Below are 14,659 nucleotides of genomic sequence, written 5' to 3'. Positions count from 1 at the left end.
GTACCCGCTTCCGCTCACTCTCCGACTAGCATCGGAGGCTCTCACAAATCATGCGTAGAGTAACTGGGCCTCAAATCGAAATGGTGCGTCCCGTCCTTAATAAGTGGGACCCGATAGGGGTTTCGCAGTACGTCGCTGATGAGTACGACGCCTACATCGCTGATGTCGTCAGCCTATTACTTGATGGCCGTAGCCGCGACGAAATTGCGGCTTATCTCTATCGACTTGGAACCGAACAAATCGGTTTGAGTGGTGATCAAGATCGGTGTCTGGCTGCCGCCGATAAATTGCTCGCTCTCGATCTTCCCACTGAAGAGTATTGAAGTTTCATCGGCGCCACACGAACCGCCTTCACGCCCCCAGTAGATGAAACCGCTTCACTCCGACGACTAACGTCGCCGGCTCGCCTAAAATTACGCAGCGCGGTGCAGCGTTCTCTCTACCGACGCGTTTCTTGCGATCGACGCCAGGATGCGTTCGGCGACGGCGACCGCGTCGCGGCCGGCGGCGCCGGGGACGCGGGGCTTCGCGCCGGTTTGGATCGCGGTGGCGAAGTCGAGCAGTTCGAGCTCGATTGCGTTGACCGGCGGGGCTTCGTGCTGCGTTTTTACCAGCACCTCTTCAAAGAGCTTGCCGGCGAAGAGCTCGGCTTTGCGTTCGGCGGGTAGCGACTCGCCGTTGAACTCGCCGCGGAGGACTTCGTGCGTCGGCGAGACGGTGGTCGCCTTACCGGTTGCGAAGTCGATTGCCGTGAAGCCGCGGGCGGTGACGACTTGCATCGTGCGGCGCAGCTCGTAACTGACGCGTGACGCGGTGAGGTCCGCCACGCAGCCGTTCGCGAACACGAGGCGGGCGCTCGCCATGTCTTCGTGGCCGCCGAGGACCGAGAGGCCCGTCGCCCAGACTTCGACGACTTCCGAGTCGGCAAGGCTCAGCACGAGATCGATGTCGTGGATCATCAGGTCCAAGACGGCGCCGATGTCGGTCGAGCGGAACGTGTAACCGCTAGTCCGCTCGGAGCGGATGAAACGAGGTTGCTTGACCGCATCGCCGGCGGCGACGAGGGCCGGGCTGAAACGCTCGACGTGGCCCACCTGGAGCACGACGCCGGCGCGGTCGGCGGCGGCGACGAGCTTCGTCGCTTCGGCGGCCGCGGGGGTGATCGGCTTCTCGACCAGCACGTGCTTGCCGGCGGCGAGGAGCCCCGTCACCACGTCGTAGTGCGTCGCGGTCGGCGTCGCCACAACGGCGGCGTCGATACGGTCGAGCACCTCTTCGACCTTCGCCACCGCATGCGAGCCGGTCTTCGCCGCGAGCTTTTCGCACGAAACGGGGTGCGGATCGGCCACGGCTACCAAGTCGAACGCTTCGAGCTTCGCGGCGAGGTTGGCGTGGTAGCCGCCGAGTTTGCCGGCGCCGATGACGGCGAGTCGAACGGGTTTCATCTTGCTGCTCCTCGATTCAAAAAACTGTGGGAGGCGTCTCCAGACGCCGATTACGCGCACCACGCCGAAACGGATTGGATGCCGTAATCGGGGTCTGGAGACCCCTCCCACATGTTTGCAATTCAATTGTTATTGCTGCGCGCTCACGCCGCGACGCGGACCACGTCTCGGCTGCGGCCGTGGCGGCCGGACGATTGGCAGCTGATGAAGTCGAGCATCTCGCGCACCGCGGGGGTGTCGCGACCGGCGGTGGCGAGCATCTCGCGCGCGGCTTGCAGGCCGATCTTCGAGCGGTACATCAGGCGGTGGGCCTCGGCGAGATTGTCGACCTCGACCGGATCGAAGCCCTTGCGACGCAGCGCGACGATGTTGATGCAACGCGCCTTGGCGGGGCTCCCTTCGTAAAGCATGTAGGGCGCCACGTCGTGCAGCACGCGGCTTAGGCCGCCGACGAAGGCGTAGCGGCCAATCGTCGTGCAGTGGTGGACGACAACGCCACCCGACAACGCCGCGTGGTCCTGCACATGGACGTGCCCGCCGAGCAGTGTCGCGTTCGCAACGACGATGTGATCGCCGAGTGTACAGTCGTGCGCGACGTGAGCGGCGGCCATCAAGAAGTTATCCGAGCCGATCCGGGTAACGCCCTCTTCCTTGGTCGTGCCGCGGTTGATCGTGACGCTCTCACGGATCGTGTTGCGGTCGCCGATCTCGACGCGCGTTTCACCGCCCGTGTAGCTGACATCCTGCGGCTCGCCGCCGAGGACGGCTTGCGGATAGACGACGTTGTCACGGCCCATCGTGACATTGCCGAGGATCGTCACCGAGCTGAGCAGTTTCGACCCGGCGCCGATCTTAGCGCCGGCGCCGACGACGCACAGCGGGCCGATCTCGACATCCACGTCCAATTCAGCACGGGGATCGATCCATGCGTTCGTGGCAATTTTTGTTGACATGGTTTGGCTTCGACTGGCAGGGGTGAATTGTGGAGGGCCGCGTCGCTCAGGCCGAGCGACGGCGCCGGAGCCGATCGGGGTGCGTGGCGACGAGGGCCTCGACCAAGTCGCCGTTGAGTTGGTGGCCGCTGCAACAGGCCACGATATGACCGATGATCGGGCGGCCGGCGAGGGCGAGGTCGCCGATTACGTCGAGGATCTTGTGCCGCACGCACTCGTCCGCGTAACGCAGCGTGTTGCCGATCGGCTGGCAGTCGCCGTCCGCGTCAACCTCGTCCCTGAAGACGAGCAGTTCGGTCGCGGCGACGTGCGAAGCGAGGCCCTGCGAGCGGATCGCGGCGGCTTCCGATTCGAGCAAGAAAGTTCGGGCCGGGGCAATCTCGAAGCGGAACGAGTATTCGTCCACCTGCACGACGAGCCACTGGCGGCCGATCGACGATTCGGGGCCGTAGTCGAGGCGGTACTCGATCGTCAGGCCGGGGCCCATCGGCGGGCGGGCCTCGATCCACGTGTCGCGGTCGCCACAGCGTACCGGACGGTTGATGACGAGCGCGTCGCTGATCGCCTGCTGCTCGGCGACGCCGGCGGCGTCGATTGCTTCGACAAACGGCGCGGCGGAGCCGTCGCAGCCGGGCATTTCGGTCGCGTTGACGCCGACCTCGCAATTGTCGATGCCGAGACCGGCGAGCGTGGCGACAACGTGCTCGATCATCGCCACCTCGGCTCCGCCGGGGCCGCGGAGCACGGTCCGACGCGAGGCGGGCTGTCGGAAGGCGACCGAGACCGGCACCCGCGGGTCGTCGAGCTTCTTGACGAGGTCGTCGCGGACAAAGGTGACGCCCGATCCCGCCGGCGCAGGGCGGAACTCGACGGTGACTTCGCTACCAGTCCAGTAGCCACGTCCAACGACGCGGGCGGGACGAGCGAGTGTGCGTTGCAAACGCGGCGGCGACATGGCCGACTATCTCCCTGGAGGGGCTTGTCCGTGGCGGACAGGGCGGCCTAGGCCTCAGCTCGCGTCTGCATGACGCGGGCGGCTTAGCCGGATACAAGAAAGCCGCGGCGGACCACGAGGGTCCGCCGCGGTCTTTGATCAAGCGATCAGCGGGGCGTGGCCGCTGCACCACCGGCGGGGCGTTGCGTGACCGCCGAACGGTTCAGGTAGGCGAGCACGTCCGGGGTGATGTCGATCGAGTTCTGGAAGTGAACGGCCTTGTTGATCGACCGGAGAATGCTCTCACGGTTGTTCTGGTCCGCTTCCTCGCCGTTGAAGCGTAAGACCAGGCCAATGCCCTTGTGCTCGGCGTACAGCTTGATGGTGTCGGTCACTTCGACGTAGGTGTCGAAGTAGATCTTGGCTTCACGATCGACCAGCTCCTTACGCTTTTGCGTCACATCCACTTGCAGACCAGCCGTCATGCGGACGATCTGCTCGTCGAGCTGCTTGAACTCCGGCGATCCGGGCGTGAAGGTCTTCTGCTGCTCTTGGGCCTGCATGATCTTCTGCTGCTTGCCCTTGACGTCCGCCTCGACAGCTTGGAAGTCGGTCTTCATCGCGTCCATCGCCGTGATGAACTTCTGGTGGTTCTTAAAGATGTAGTTGATGTCGACGACGGCGACGCCGTACTTCTGGGCGTTCGCGCCGGCGGCGTTTTGGGCCAGAGCCGGCGAGCCGAGAGCAGCTACCGCCACGAGGGCCGCCAGTGCGGCCATAACCTGAGTCTTCACGTCAGCACTCCTTGCCGAGTTTTGGTTGTTGGTCGTCCGTGACCTGAAACGATTTGTCGGCGCGGGAATTCGCGGGGGGACCGCGACCGGACATCTCGTGAAACGCGGCGGCATTCTGCCGAGATAACGAACGGGCGTAAATAGCGTTCTGCGATCAAAACGCGATCCGTCGCCAAAGTGTGTAGTAAATGACCAAAGGCCAATGAGCTTGAACTGCAAGCATTGGGCATTGAGGCTTGCGTCATCGAGGTTTGGGATTTCTTCTCCCTTGCCTTTGACGCCCTGCCCCACACCCGCTACCGTTCGCCGCCCCACCTCTTGGACCTTGCAGGAACCGTCGCCGTGCCGGCCGCCACTACGACTTCGCCGCGTGTTTTGGTCCTCGACCCGTCGGCGGAAGGTCGGCTGGTGCTTTGCGAGTTGCTGGGACGCACCGGCGTCGCCACCGCCGCGGCTCAGGGCGTGGGCGACGCCCTGGTGAAGCTGAGCCGCACGGCGGTGAAGGTGCTCTTCATCGACGCCGACGCCTTTGAGCCGACCGAACTGTCGCCACTGGTCGAGGCCGCCGCCCGCAGGGGCGCCGCAACCGTTGTCGCCGGAACCAATCGCCCGGCCGGGGAGTTCGGCTTCGTCCGCAAACCCTATCACTACCGGGAGTTGGTCCATAAAATCTGGACGGCTCTCGAAGCAACGGAGAACCCGGGTAGGGCGGCCGCCTAGCGTCGCCCACTTATCAGGGTTCAAGCATCAGCTTTCCAGGCGGGAAGTAGCGTCAGCGGACGCGATTCGTTGCGGGGCGGAGCCGAGCGTTTCCCTCCACGAAACTCGTCCGACCGTCCCCCCGCCGCGCTACGCAGTGACGCGTAGCCCCCCCAACGTGCCGTCGCTCTTCGTCATCCAAGGCCGCGACCAAGGCTTGCGTTTCCCGCTTGACGAGCCCCTCGTCGGCGTCGGACGCGTCGGTGGCAATGCGATCCAGCTGCACGACACCGAGGTTTCTCGCAAGCACGCCGTTTTCGAGCAGACGGGCGACGAGTTCGTCCTCCGCGACCTAAACAGCTCGAACGGCACCTTCGTCAACGGCCAGCGGATCCGTGAGAAGCGGCTGCTCTCCGGTGATCAGGTCCAGATGGGCCGCACCCTGCTGCTCTACACCGGCGCCGCCGGGTCGGTCGCCGACGCCGAGGGGGATGTCAGCATCGTCGGCTCCAGCGGCTACGACGATGGCTCACGGATCCTCCACTCGATCAGCCAATCGGAAGGGAGCGACCTGCTCGCCACCCCCGCGGACCAGACGCAGAGCCCTTGGCTCGCACGGGCGCGGAGCAACTTGCAGCTGATGTACCGCACGTCGCTGGCGGTCAGTCACACGCTCGATATCGATCAGCTCATCACTCGGATCATGGACATGATCTTCGAGTGGGTCGACGCCGACCGTGGCTGCATCATGCTCAAGGACGACGAGTCGGGCCGCCTCACTCCGCGCGTGCGGCGGCTACGCCGCGGCGTCGCCCCGGCGACAGCCGATGGCTCCGAGAGCGACAGCCCTAAGATCGCCATCAGCCAGACAATCCTCGACTACGTCATCGGCCGCGGCGAGGGCGTCCTGACCAGCAACGCCGGCGATGACAGCCGTTGGGACCCCGCCGGCAGCATCATGTCGATGGGCGTCCGAGAGGCGATCTGCGTGCCAATGCAGGGACGCTACGGCTTGGTAGGCGTGATCTACATCGATACGTCGATCACGCCGAAGCAGATGCTCGAGATGCAGAGCGCCAACAAGTTTGGCGAAGAGCACCTCAAGCTCATGGTGGCGATCGCTCACCAAGCGGCGCTTGCCGTCGAGGACACGTCGCACTATCGGGCGATGGTCCAAGCCGAACGGCTCGCGGCGGTCGGGCAAACGATCGCCACGCTTTCGCACCATATCAAAAACATCCTCCAGGGCGTCCGCGGCGGCAGCTATTTGATCGAGCTTGGTCTCGGCGACCACGGCAAGGCGTTCAATAACGGTGAGATAGATTCGGACGCGGCCGTCAAATCGGTGGAGACGATCCAGAAGGGCTGGGGGATCGTCGAGAAGAACCAGGAGCGGATCTCGTCGCTGGTAATGGACATGCTCTCCTACAGCAAAGAGCGCAAGCCCGACCCCGAACCAACCGACCTCAACGCGGTCGTGAGCGATGTCATCGAACTGATGCAGTCGCGGGCCGACGAGCAAGGAGTTGATCTCGCTTGGTCACCGGGCGCCGACGTATCAACGATCATGGCCGACCCCGAGGCCGTCCACCGTGCGGTGCTCAATGTCGTCACCAACGCGATCGACGCCTGCGAGGAGAGCCCGCGCGGCCGCGTCGTCATCACTTCCAACACCGATGCGGTTCAAGAGATCGCTACGGTCACGGTGGCGGACAACGGCTCGGGAATCCCGCTCGATCGCTTGCCCACGATCTTCCGGGCGTTCGAGTCGAGCAAGGGCGCCAAGGGAACCGGTCTGGGCTTGGCGGTGACGATGAAGATCGCCGAGGAGCACGGGGGCACGGTCGAAGTCGAGAGCCAACTCGGCCGTGGCAGCGTGTTCCACATACGCCTGCCGATCGCTGGCCCGCCGAACGATGGGAATGAGGAGGCAGAGCAAGAAGACTTCATGCGACCGCCGACGCCGTGAACGACGCCTTGGACGTAGCCGCGCTGCGTGACGCGCCGTTGGCTAGAACCGTTGAGGTACACGCCGAGCTTGGCTCTACGAACGATCGCGCCCGTGAACTTCTCGCAATTGGCGCAGGGCTCCCGGCCCTCGTCGTGGCGGATCGGCAAACCGACGGTCGTGGCCGCGGCGCCAACCGCTGGTGGACAGCGGACGGGGCGTTGACGTTCAGCATCGCTGTAGACGCCGCACTGCGTGGCCTTTCGCCGTCGCGGTACGGTCTGATATCGCTGGCGACAGCCGTCGCTATCAGCGACGCCGTCCGCGAGACGACCGGGCTGGTCGCTGGCGTGAAGTGGCCGAACGACGTCTACCTCGACGGCAGGAAACTAGCTGGCGTGCTGATCGAAGCGCCACTGCCGGGAACCCTAGTGGTCGGTGTAGGGATCAACGTGAGGAACCGGTTCGATCAGGCGCCGGCCGAAGTGCGAGCCCGCGCCACCTCGCTTGTCGAGTATGCGGAAATAACGCGGCAATCGGTGCTCGCCGCGTTCTTGTGGGCGTACGACGATCGCCTAAGGCAAATCGAGTCGGGCGACGCGTCCCCGATCCAGGCTGCTCGCTTCGCTTGTGTGCTCACGAGCAGAATCGTCACCCTCCGTGTCGGCGAGCTCGTCACGACTGGCGAGTGCGTTGGCGTCGCCGACGACGGGGCGCTACGACTGAAGTCAAACGGCGGCGTCGCCAACTTCTACGCTGGAACGATCGAGCATATTGCCGAGAACGCCTGAGTCGCGGGCGCGAGTCATAGGTGGGCAGCGGATGCGAGTTTCGCTCGGAGGGCCGTCAACGCTATACACGGGCAACGAACTGGACTAAACCTTCTGGCGTCGAATGGACCAACCTACCGAACCGGCACAACGATTTCGTTGGTGGCTTATCCCAGCACTCATCGCCGGATTCATCGGAAGCATGGCAATTATTGCCGGTGTAATGATTGCCTGCTCGATTGTCTACGAGCTGGCAGTGCGACACCGTACGGATGATTTTCACTGGATGGTGATGTCCAAAGGTTTCACCGTCGTGATGTCTTACCTGACGCTCGGCGGCTGCCTTCTCGCCGCCGCCAGAAAGTTCTGGACGAAGAAAATGAATTCCGGGCTAATTCTAGCCGCAACAGGGGTGCTCGTTATGAGCCTTGCAGTGATATCCGTCTCGTAGATTCGGGCAAACTCTAGACGTACTATCCAAGCCCGAGCGTTCCGTCTGAGCCATGGGCGGTAGCTCTCGGAGTATGCCGGGTATCCGTTTGGCTCCGAGGGCTACCGCCCGCGGCTCAGATCGAACGAGTAGGTTTGACCTTCGTTACGCTTCGATCCAACCCGCCGGCGCGCCGATGAACGGGTTCGAGCGTTTCTCTTCGGCGATCGTCGTTGTTGGCCCGTGGCCGGGGTAGACGATCGTGTCGTCGGGCAGCGTGAAGAGCTGCGAGTGGATCGATTCGCGGAGCGTCTCGAAGTCGCCGTCGGGGAAATCGGTTCGGCCGACCGAGCCGCGGAAGAGCACGTCGCCGGCCACCGTGTGCGTGTTGCCGTCGGGCGATTCGATGACGAACGACACATGCCCACTCGAGTGGCCCGGAGTGTCCACCACACGCCATTTCATTCCGGCCGCTTCGTAGAAGTCGCCCCCCACCACGGTGTGGTCGGCCGCGGGGCTGATGATCTCGAATCCGAAGGCAGCCGAGAGATTCCCCACCGGGTCGGTGAGCTTCGACGCGTCCCCCCGGCCGATGACCAGCGGCGCATCGGGCCAGCGGCCCTTGAGGGTCTCGTTGCCGGCGATATGGTCGCTGTGGCCGTGCGTGCAAAGAATCGCCGCGGGCGTGAGGCCCTGTTCGTCGAGCAGTTTGACGATAGCGGCCGGTTGCAGCCCCGGATCGAAGACGATGCAGTCCTGGCGGTCCGCCAAACGGAAGATGTAAGTGTTCTCGTCGAAGGGAACGGAGATCACCTTCGCGACCACGAGCCCGCTGGCGCCGCTGTCGGAATGGGGGATGGAATCGGCCACAGGATTACTCTTTCGACGCTTGCGAGGCTCGTCTAGGATCGCCGCAGGCGCGATTCCCGGGCTCTCAAATCCCAAGGTCGACCGCCGCCCGCCTGCTGCGTAATGTACCGGAGTCGTCCCCCCGCGACGACTGCCGCCCGTTCACTACCGAACCCGCCCTTCGCCCCGGCGAGGAGACCCGCAAGATGCCCGCTACCATCTTCCCTGCCCTGTTTCGGATTGCCCTTGTTCTGCCGCTGGCAACGACAGGCGCCCTCACCGCCGAAGCTCAGCAGTTGACGCGGCCCGTGTATCACGTCGCGGAGAACACCGCCAGCGAAGGGCAATCCGCCACGGAACAGCAAGCCGTCGCCACCGCGCCGGTTGACGTGCCGCCGATGCGTGATGTCGCCGTCACGCCAGCGAGCGGGCAGATCGACTCGCCGTTCGACCTCACGCAGCAACCGGGCGAGCATCCCCTGATGCCGTGCCTGCGACTCGCGAAAGGCGCGCTGGTGGATATGGACCAACGCATCCAGGACTACTCGGCCACCTTCACCAAGGTTGAGCGTCTCGACGGCCAGCTCGGCGATCCGCAGAAGATGGAGATCCGAGTCCGCCACCAGCCCTTCAGCGTCTACACCCGATTCATCACCCCCAATCCGGGTCAGGAAGCTCTCTATGTCGAGAACCAGAACGACGGCAAGCTCGTCGCGCTGGGGTCGGGCTGGAAGCGTCGCTTCGGCAAGGTGAACCTGCCGGTCGACGGCATGATGGCGATGAATGGCCAGCGCTACCCGATCACGAAGGCCGGCATCCGTAACCTCACCGCCGAGCTGGTGATGATCGCCGAACAGGACGTCAAATACGCCGAGTGCGAGGTATCGTACGGCAAGGCGACGATCGATGGCCGCGACGTGACGATGATCCGCGCGATCCACCCGACGCCGCGCAAGAACTTCCGCTACCACAAGGCGGAGATCTTTATCGACAACGAACTGCGAATCCCGGTCGCCTACCAGGCGTTCAGCTGGCCCGCCGTCCAGGGCGGAGAGCCAATCCTGGAAGAGAAGTACATCTACACTAACATCAAGCTGAACAACGGCTTCACGGACAAGGACTTCTCGCCGGAGAATCCGGAGTATTTCCAGTGAGGTGAGGCTTAGCCCTGTAAGGGCAGCCCAGGGCAACGCCCTGGGTGAACATCGCCAAAGAAATGAACGACGCCCTGGAGAGGCGATCTCTTCAGGGCTTTTCTTTTGTACCCGTATCCGTGACCCCAGGGCGTTGCGCTGGGCTATCCTATTTCGGCCCTACAGGCCGATTAGCGCTTGGCGTTCTTCGAACCCTTCCCGTGCGGGGCTGGCATCTTCCGCCCCGTCTTCGCCTCCAGGTACTTCGGGTTGTCCGCCTGACCCGTCATCTCCCAGAGAAACCGGCTGGGGATGGTCTCCTTGGCTTTGCCCCACTTGCGGCGCGTCAGCGCTAGCGACAACGTCAGCCGGTCGCGTGCGCGGGTAACGCCGACGTACGCGAGGCGTCTCTCTTCGGCGATCGCGATCTCTCCACCGTCGATCGAGCGCTTGTGGGGAAGAATGCTCTCTTCCATGCCCACGAGGTAGACGTGCGGGAACTCTAAGCCTTTGGCGGCGTGCAGGGTCATCAGCGCGACGGCGTCCCTGTTGAGCTGTTTGTCCTTGTCGCCGTCGTCGCGATCGCCGGTGGCGATGTCGTCGAGGAATTGGGCGAGAGTCGCCTTGCGACTCCGTGAGGCGTACGAGTCCGCGGCGCTCACGAGCTCGCCAATCGCCGCGACACGGGCCTCTCGCTCCTGCGCGTCGGGATAGAGCCGTGTTAGCTCGTCGAGGTAGCGGCTTTCGTCAATGACGCGTTGCACCGTAACGGCTAGGGGCTCAAGTCCTACCGCGGCGCGCCAGTGCTTCACCGCGTCGCGGAGGTCGCTGAGACCCCGCCGGGCCGGTTCGCTCATGCCGGGCCAGTTGGCGGGGTCGTCCACCACACGCCACAACGGCACGCCTTTATCGACCGCCCGTTCCATCAACGCCTTGCGCGCGGCGTCACCGAGTCCACGCGGGGGCGTGTTGAAGACCCGCAGGAGCGAAGGCTCGTCGTCGGGGTTGGCTACGAGCTTGAGGTAAGCGATCACGTCGCGCACCTCGCGACGATCGTAGAAACTCATTCCGCCGATTAGCACGTACGGCACCTGCTGCGCTCGCAACTCTTGCTCGAATGCGCGGGGCTGCTCGTTGGTGCGGAACAGGATGGCGAAGTCCGACGCCCGCAACGGCTTGCCGCCCGCGCGGAGGAACTTCTCCCGGTCTTCGCCGCTTAGGCGCCAGCCACCCGCCATGAGCAGGCCCTTCAAGTCGGCGACGACTTTCTTGGCTTCGTCGGTCTCGTCCTTGAATTGCAAGATGCGGGGCCGCTCGCCCCCCTCGCCCTCAGCTGGCCGCTGCGGGATCAGCCGCTTCTCATGCCGCACCGTGTTGAACGCGATCAGCGTATTGGCGAAGTGGATGATCGGGCTCTGGCTGCGGTAGTTCTCCTCGAGCCTTACGACCTTGGCGTCCGGCCAGTCGCGCTTGAACGACAGGATGTGCGTCACTTCGGCGCCGCGCCAGGCGTAAATCGACTGGTCGTCGTCCCCCACGACGCACAGATTGCGGTGCCCCATCGCCAGGCCACGGACGATCTCGTATTGGCTGTGGTTGGTATCTTGATACTCGTCGATGAGGACGTGATCGAAGCGGCTCGCCTCTTCGCGCCTCGCGTCGGGGTGGTGACGAAAGAGCTGCTCGGTCAGTAACAACAGATCGTCGAAGTCGACGACGCCGGCCTTCTTGAGGCTGTTCTGATAGCGCCGGTACGCCACCGCGGCTAGATGCTCGCGGTCGCTCTCGGCGTGCGAAGCGGCGACATCGGGCAGGATCGACGACATCTTCCAACGGCTGACGAGCGCCAAGAGATCGCCTGGCGTCAGGGCGTCGGTCGGCGCCTTGATCTCGCGCAGGGCTTGGCGGGCCTGCGACTCCTGGTCGCTGCGGTCCGCGATCGTGAACCGCTCGGGGTACCCCATCCGCTTGGCGTGCCGCCGCAGCACCCGGACGCAGAGCGAGTGGAAGGTGCTGATCTCCGGCTTCGGGAGATTCTTGGCCTGTCGCTTGCGGCCGCGGGAGAGCAGCTCGACGGCTCGCTCCTGCATCTCGCCCGCCGCCTTGCGGGTGAACGTCACGGCCAGGATCCGCGGCGCCGGGACCCCGCTGCGGATCAACTCGGCGATCCGAAACGTCACGACGCGCGTCTTCCCCGTCCCGGCGCCGGCCAGCACCAAGAGCGGCCCCCGCAGGGTATGGACCGCGTCGTGTTGGGCGGGGTTGAGACCGTGCACGAGAAAGGGGAATGCGGAAAGGGGAAAGTGGAAATAGCAAGTGGGGGGAGGAAACTAATGGGACGACATTCGGCATTCCCCTTTCCGCTTTCCCCTTTTTGCCCCTACCATACCGGTTTCCCAGCTCCGCCCCAGCCCTTGCCCTTGCGGGCCTTTTCGATATGGACAGCCAGCACCGTCACGAACTCGAAGAAAACACGCTCGCCTCTTGGCTGGCCGACAAGATCGAGGTCCTCAAGCCGCAACTCCCGGCAATCCTGCTGGGATTGGTGGTCTTGGTGGCGGCGATCATCGGCGTCAATAGCTGGTCGGCGTCCAACGCCGCAGCAAAGGCCGACCGCTGGACCGACTTCGCCGTGGCCCTCGAGCAGGGGAACCCCGACCTCGTCGACCTCAAGACAGCCGCCGACAACAACCCCGGCACACCGGTCGCCGAGTGGGCCGACGCCACTTGGGCCGACGGCAAGCTCTACCGGGCGTCGCAGATTTTCTTCAGCAACCGCAGCGAGGCCGACAAGGCGATCGAGGAAGCAATCGCGGTCTACGAGCGGCTCGTCAAGTCGAGCCACCGCGACATCGCCGAGCGGGCCACCTACCAGCTCGGCCGCGCCCTTGAGCTGCAAGGCAAGCTTGACGAAGCGATCAAGCAGTACGGCCGTGTCACCGGCGCCTTCGCCCTGGTCGCCAAGGACCGCATCCTTCAGCTGGAATCGGAACCTGTCAAAGAATCCTATGAATGGATCACGGCCGCGAAAGCCACTGGCTCGACGACGGTCGGCGGCACGGGTGGCGTGCTCGACAATCTCGATCCGGACAACATCCCGTTGCCGGACATGACGTCCGAGGAGGCGGAATCGACGCTCGACGCCATGCTACAAGACGTTGACTCCGAGGAAGACATCGCCACCGAGGAGACCATAGAGTCGGAAGGAGCAGTCGAGTCGGAAGAAGCCGCCGAAGCAGAAGCGTCGGCCGATGCCGAGGCGCCCGCCGCGGACGAAGCTCCAGCGACCGAAGCGCCCACCGACAAGCCGGCCGACGAGTGAGCGAGCCGCTGCTGGAACTGACCATCGATGAAGCCGACATCGGTCGGCGCCTCGACGTCCTGCTCGCCGAGCGCCTGCCGCAGTTCAGCCGCACGCTCATCAAGAAGTCGATCGACGCCGGCGGCGTTACGGTCAGCGGCCGGGCCGAGCGTCCCGCCTATAAGCTCGAAGCCGGCGACGTCGTCCTCCTGGCTTCACTGGTGGCGCCCGCCGAAGGCCCGACGCCCGAGGCGATCGCGCTCAGCTTGATCTACGAGGACGACGATATCGTCGTCGTCGATAAGCCGCCCGGCATGGTCGTGCATCCCGCCAAGGGGCACTGGGCCGGGACGCTCACCGCGGCGCTCGCGCACCACTTCGGTGAGGGGCTCAGTAAGACCGGCGGTCCAACGCGGCCGGGGATCGTCCATCGCCTCGACCGCGACACCTCTGGCGTGATCATCGTCGCGAAGCACGACCAAGCCCACGAACGCCTCGCCGACCAGTTCCAGGACCGCACCACGGAGAAGGAGTACTTGGCGATCATGGTCGGCGTGTACGACCGCGACGCCGACATCGTCGATGAACCGATCGGCCCCCACCCGCACATCCGCGAAAAGAAGGCGATCCGCCGGGGCCACCCCGACTCGCGCGACGCGGTGACGACCTTCGAGATCATTGAACGATTCCGCCGCTTCGCCCTGCTTCGTGCGAAGCCCAAGACGGGCCGCACGCACCAGATCCGCGTCCACCTGGCGCATATCGGCCACCCGATCCTCTGCGACAAGCAGTACGGCGGCCGCAGCCGCATCACGGCGAGTGAACTGAACGGCGGCGTCGCCAAGCCCGACGAGCCGGCCCTCTTAGAGCGGCAAGCCCTACATGCCCACCGCCTGACGCTCAACCACCCGACGACGGGCAAGCGGATGACGTTCGAGGCGCCGTTGCCGGAGGATATCGAGGGCGTGTTGCGTTTCCTGCGGGGCGATTCTTGATGGCGACTCACTCGGTGAGTCACACGCGGCTAGGCAGCGTATTCCTTCGAGGATTCTTCCAAACTCATCGGAGGCCACAATGATCGAACTGCTCGTCTTGTTGGCTCTTATCCTCTTGGGATTCGGCTTCGCGATGATGCTTTTTCCAAAGATCGCCTGGCGTTCGGCAGAGGGTTGGAAGTTCGCCAATGCCGAGCCATCGCAAGCAGTTCTCTCAATGTATCGCGTCTTCGGGTTCCTTTGTGCGTCGGGCGGGTGTGTGTTGCTCTGGTACGCCTCGGTTCAAGGCTAAGCAGGCTCACGATAAGCGGCCCACCGCATTGGAAAGGTTTGCACAGCAGGTCCTGCGGCCTTCGCCAACAGCTTTCTGTTTGCGAATCGGCCGCAATCCGCTAGCATGCCGCGCTG

The 14,659-nt window shown here is 64.3% G+C and carries 15 protein-coding genes; 9 read left to right on the top strand and 6 right to left on the bottom strand.

Annotation, left to right across the window (positions count from 1 at the left end; genetic code table 11):
- The first annotated feature begins 80 nt into the window (after positions 1-80).
- On the top strand, positions 81-323 hold the full coding sequence (locus Spa11_RS07195; RefSeq protein WP_145109998.1) for a hypothetical protein: 243 nt from the start codon (positions 81-83) through the stop codon (positions 321-323).
- A 90-nt stretch (positions 324-413) separates the two neighbouring features.
- Here the strand turns inward: Spa11_RS07195 and Spa11_RS07190 are convergent, their stop codons facing one another.
- The 4 genes from Spa11_RS07190 to Spa11_RS22840 all read right to left on the bottom strand — a co-directional run bounded on the left by Spa11_RS07190 (position 414) and on the right by Spa11_RS22840 (position 4,126).
- Positions 414-1,445 (bottom strand): Gfo/Idh/MocA family protein, encoded by a 1,032-nt coding sequence (locus Spa11_RS07190; RefSeq protein WP_145109995.1) that lies wholly within the window; start codon positions 1,443-1,445, stop codon positions 414-416.
- Positions 1,446-1,588: 143 nt separating this feature from the next.
- Positions 1,589-2,398: an acyl-ACP--UDP-N-acetylglucosamine O-acyltransferase gene (gene lpxA / locus Spa11_RS07185; protein WP_145109992.1), complete on the bottom strand. Its 810-nt coding sequence runs from the start codon at positions 2,396-2,398 to the stop codon at positions 1,589-1,591.
- A gap of 46 nt (positions 2,399-2,444) precedes the next feature.
- On the bottom strand, positions 2,445-3,353 hold the full coding sequence (gene lpxC / locus Spa11_RS07180; protein ID WP_145109989.1) for a UDP-3-O-acyl-N-acetylglucosamine deacetylase: 909 nt from the start codon (positions 3,351-3,353) through the stop codon (positions 2,445-2,447).
- Between the two features lie 146 nt (positions 3,354-3,499).
- Complete coding sequence (locus tag Spa11_RS22840) at positions 3,500-4,126, bottom strand: OmpH family outer membrane protein (protein WP_197529806.1); 627 nt, start codon at positions 4,124-4,126, stop codon at positions 3,500-3,502.
- A gap of 342 nt (positions 4,127-4,468) precedes the next feature.
- Here Spa11_RS22840 and Spa11_RS22835 point away from each other — a divergent pair, with 342 nt between their 5' ends.
- From Spa11_RS22835 to Spa11_RS07160, 4 genes are all read left to right on the top strand, one after another.
- Positions 4,469-4,846: a response regulator gene (locus Spa11_RS22835; protein WP_197529805.1), complete on the top strand. Its 378-nt coding sequence runs from the start codon at positions 4,469-4,471 to the stop codon at positions 4,844-4,846.
- Between the two features lie 136 nt (positions 4,847-4,982).
- The gene (locus tag Spa11_RS07170; protein WP_231933191.1) at positions 4,983-6,794 is read left to right on the top strand and encodes an ATP-binding protein; all 1,812 of its coding nucleotides are present in this window, start codon (positions 4,983-4,985) and stop codon (positions 6,792-6,794) included.
- Positions 6,791-7,564: a biotin--[acetyl-CoA-carboxylase] ligase gene (locus Spa11_RS07165; protein WP_145109984.1), complete on the top strand. Its 774-nt coding sequence runs from the start codon at positions 6,791-6,793 to the stop codon at positions 7,562-7,564. The genes Spa11_RS07170 and Spa11_RS07165 overlap by 4 nt, the downstream gene beginning before the upstream one ends.
- A gap of 103 nt (positions 7,565-7,667) precedes the next feature.
- Positions 7,668-7,994: a hypothetical protein gene (locus tag Spa11_RS07160; protein ID WP_145109981.1), complete on the top strand. Its 327-nt coding sequence runs from the start codon at positions 7,668-7,670 to the stop codon at positions 7,992-7,994.
- A 144-nt stretch (positions 7,995-8,138) separates the two neighbouring features.
- Here Spa11_RS07160 and Spa11_RS07155 read toward each other — a convergent pair whose 3' ends face one another.
- Positions 8,139-8,843 (bottom strand): MBL fold metallo-hydrolase, encoded by a 705-nt coding sequence (locus Spa11_RS07155; RefSeq protein WP_197529804.1) that lies wholly within the window; start codon positions 8,841-8,843, stop codon positions 8,139-8,141.
- 185 nt (positions 8,844-9,028) lie between these two features.
- On the opposite strand from Spa11_RS07155, the gene Spa11_RS07150 reads away from it, so the two are divergent.
- Positions 9,029-9,976, top strand: a complete 948-nt coding sequence (locus Spa11_RS07150; protein ID WP_145109978.1) for a DUF1571 domain-containing protein — start codon at positions 9,029-9,031, stop codon at positions 9,974-9,976.
- A gap of 170 nt (positions 9,977-10,146) precedes the next feature.
- Here the strand turns inward: Spa11_RS07150 and Spa11_RS07145 are convergent, their stop codons facing one another.
- Entirely contained in the window at positions 10,147-12,231 is a 2,085-nt protein-coding gene (locus tag Spa11_RS07145; protein WP_145109975.1) for an ATP-dependent helicase, read from the bottom strand.
- 161 nt (positions 12,232-12,392) lie between these two features.
- On the opposite strand from Spa11_RS07145, the gene Spa11_RS07140 reads away from it, so the two are divergent.
- The 3 genes from Spa11_RS07140 to Spa11_RS07130 all read left to right on the top strand — a co-directional run bounded on the left by Spa11_RS07140 (position 12,393) and on the right by Spa11_RS07130 (position 14,543).
- Positions 12,393-13,277 (top strand): YfgM family protein, encoded by an 885-nt coding sequence (locus Spa11_RS07140; protein WP_145109972.1) that lies wholly within the window; start codon positions 12,393-12,395, stop codon positions 13,275-13,277.
- Entirely contained in the window at positions 13,274-14,251 is a 978-nt protein-coding gene (locus Spa11_RS07135; protein WP_231933189.1) for an RluA family pseudouridine synthase, read from the top strand. The genes Spa11_RS07140 and Spa11_RS07135 overlap by 4 nt, the downstream gene beginning before the upstream one ends.
- Positions 14,252-14,330: 79 nt before the next feature.
- Entirely contained in the window at positions 14,331-14,543 is a 213-nt protein-coding gene (locus Spa11_RS07130) for a DUF6199 family natural product biosynthesis protein (protein WP_145109969.1), read from the top strand.
- Positions 14,544-14,659: the final 116 nt, after the last annotated feature.

The organism is Botrimarina mediterranea (genome assembly GCF_007753265.1).
GTDB classification, from domain to species: Bacteria; Planctomycetota; Planctomycetia; order Pirellulales; family Lacipirellulaceae; genus Botrimarina; species Botrimarina mediterranea.
The sequence above is the reverse complement of the archived record's forward strand: the minus strand, read 5'-3'. Positions and strand labels throughout refer to the sequence as shown.

What these genes read in the sequence shown, in the direction of transcription:
- Spa11_RS07195 (WP_145109998.1), top strand. Translation starts at nt 81, where the DNA reads ATGGTGCGTCCCGTCCTTAATAAGTGGGACCCGATAGGGGTTTCGCAG.
- Spa11_RS07190 (WP_145109995.1), bottom strand. Translation starts at nt 1,445, where the DNA reads ATGAAACCCGTTCGACTCGCCGTCATCGGCGCCGGCAAACTCGGCGGC.
- lpxA (WP_145109992.1), bottom strand. Translation starts at nt 2,398, where the DNA reads ATGTCAACAAAAATTGCCACGAACGCATGGATCGATCCCCGTGCTGAA.
- lpxC (WP_145109989.1), bottom strand. Translation starts at nt 3,353, where the DNA reads ATGTCGCCGCCGCGTTTGCAACGCACACTCGCTCGTCCCGCCCGCGTC.
- Spa11_RS07160 (WP_145109981.1), top strand. Translation starts at nt 7,668, where the DNA reads ATGGACCAACCTACCGAACCGGCACAACGATTTCGTTGGTGGCTTATC.
- Spa11_RS07150 (WP_145109978.1), top strand. Translation starts at nt 9,029, where the DNA reads ATGCCCGCTACCATCTTCCCTGCCCTGTTTCGGATTGCCCTTGTTCTG.
- Spa11_RS07140 (WP_145109972.1), top strand. Translation starts at nt 12,393, where the DNA reads ATGGACAGCCAGCACCGTCACGAACTCGAAGAAAACACGCTCGCCTCT.
- Spa11_RS07130 (WP_145109969.1), top strand. Translation starts at nt 14,331, where the DNA reads ATGATCGAACTGCTCGTCTTGTTGGCTCTTATCCTCTTGGGATTCGGC.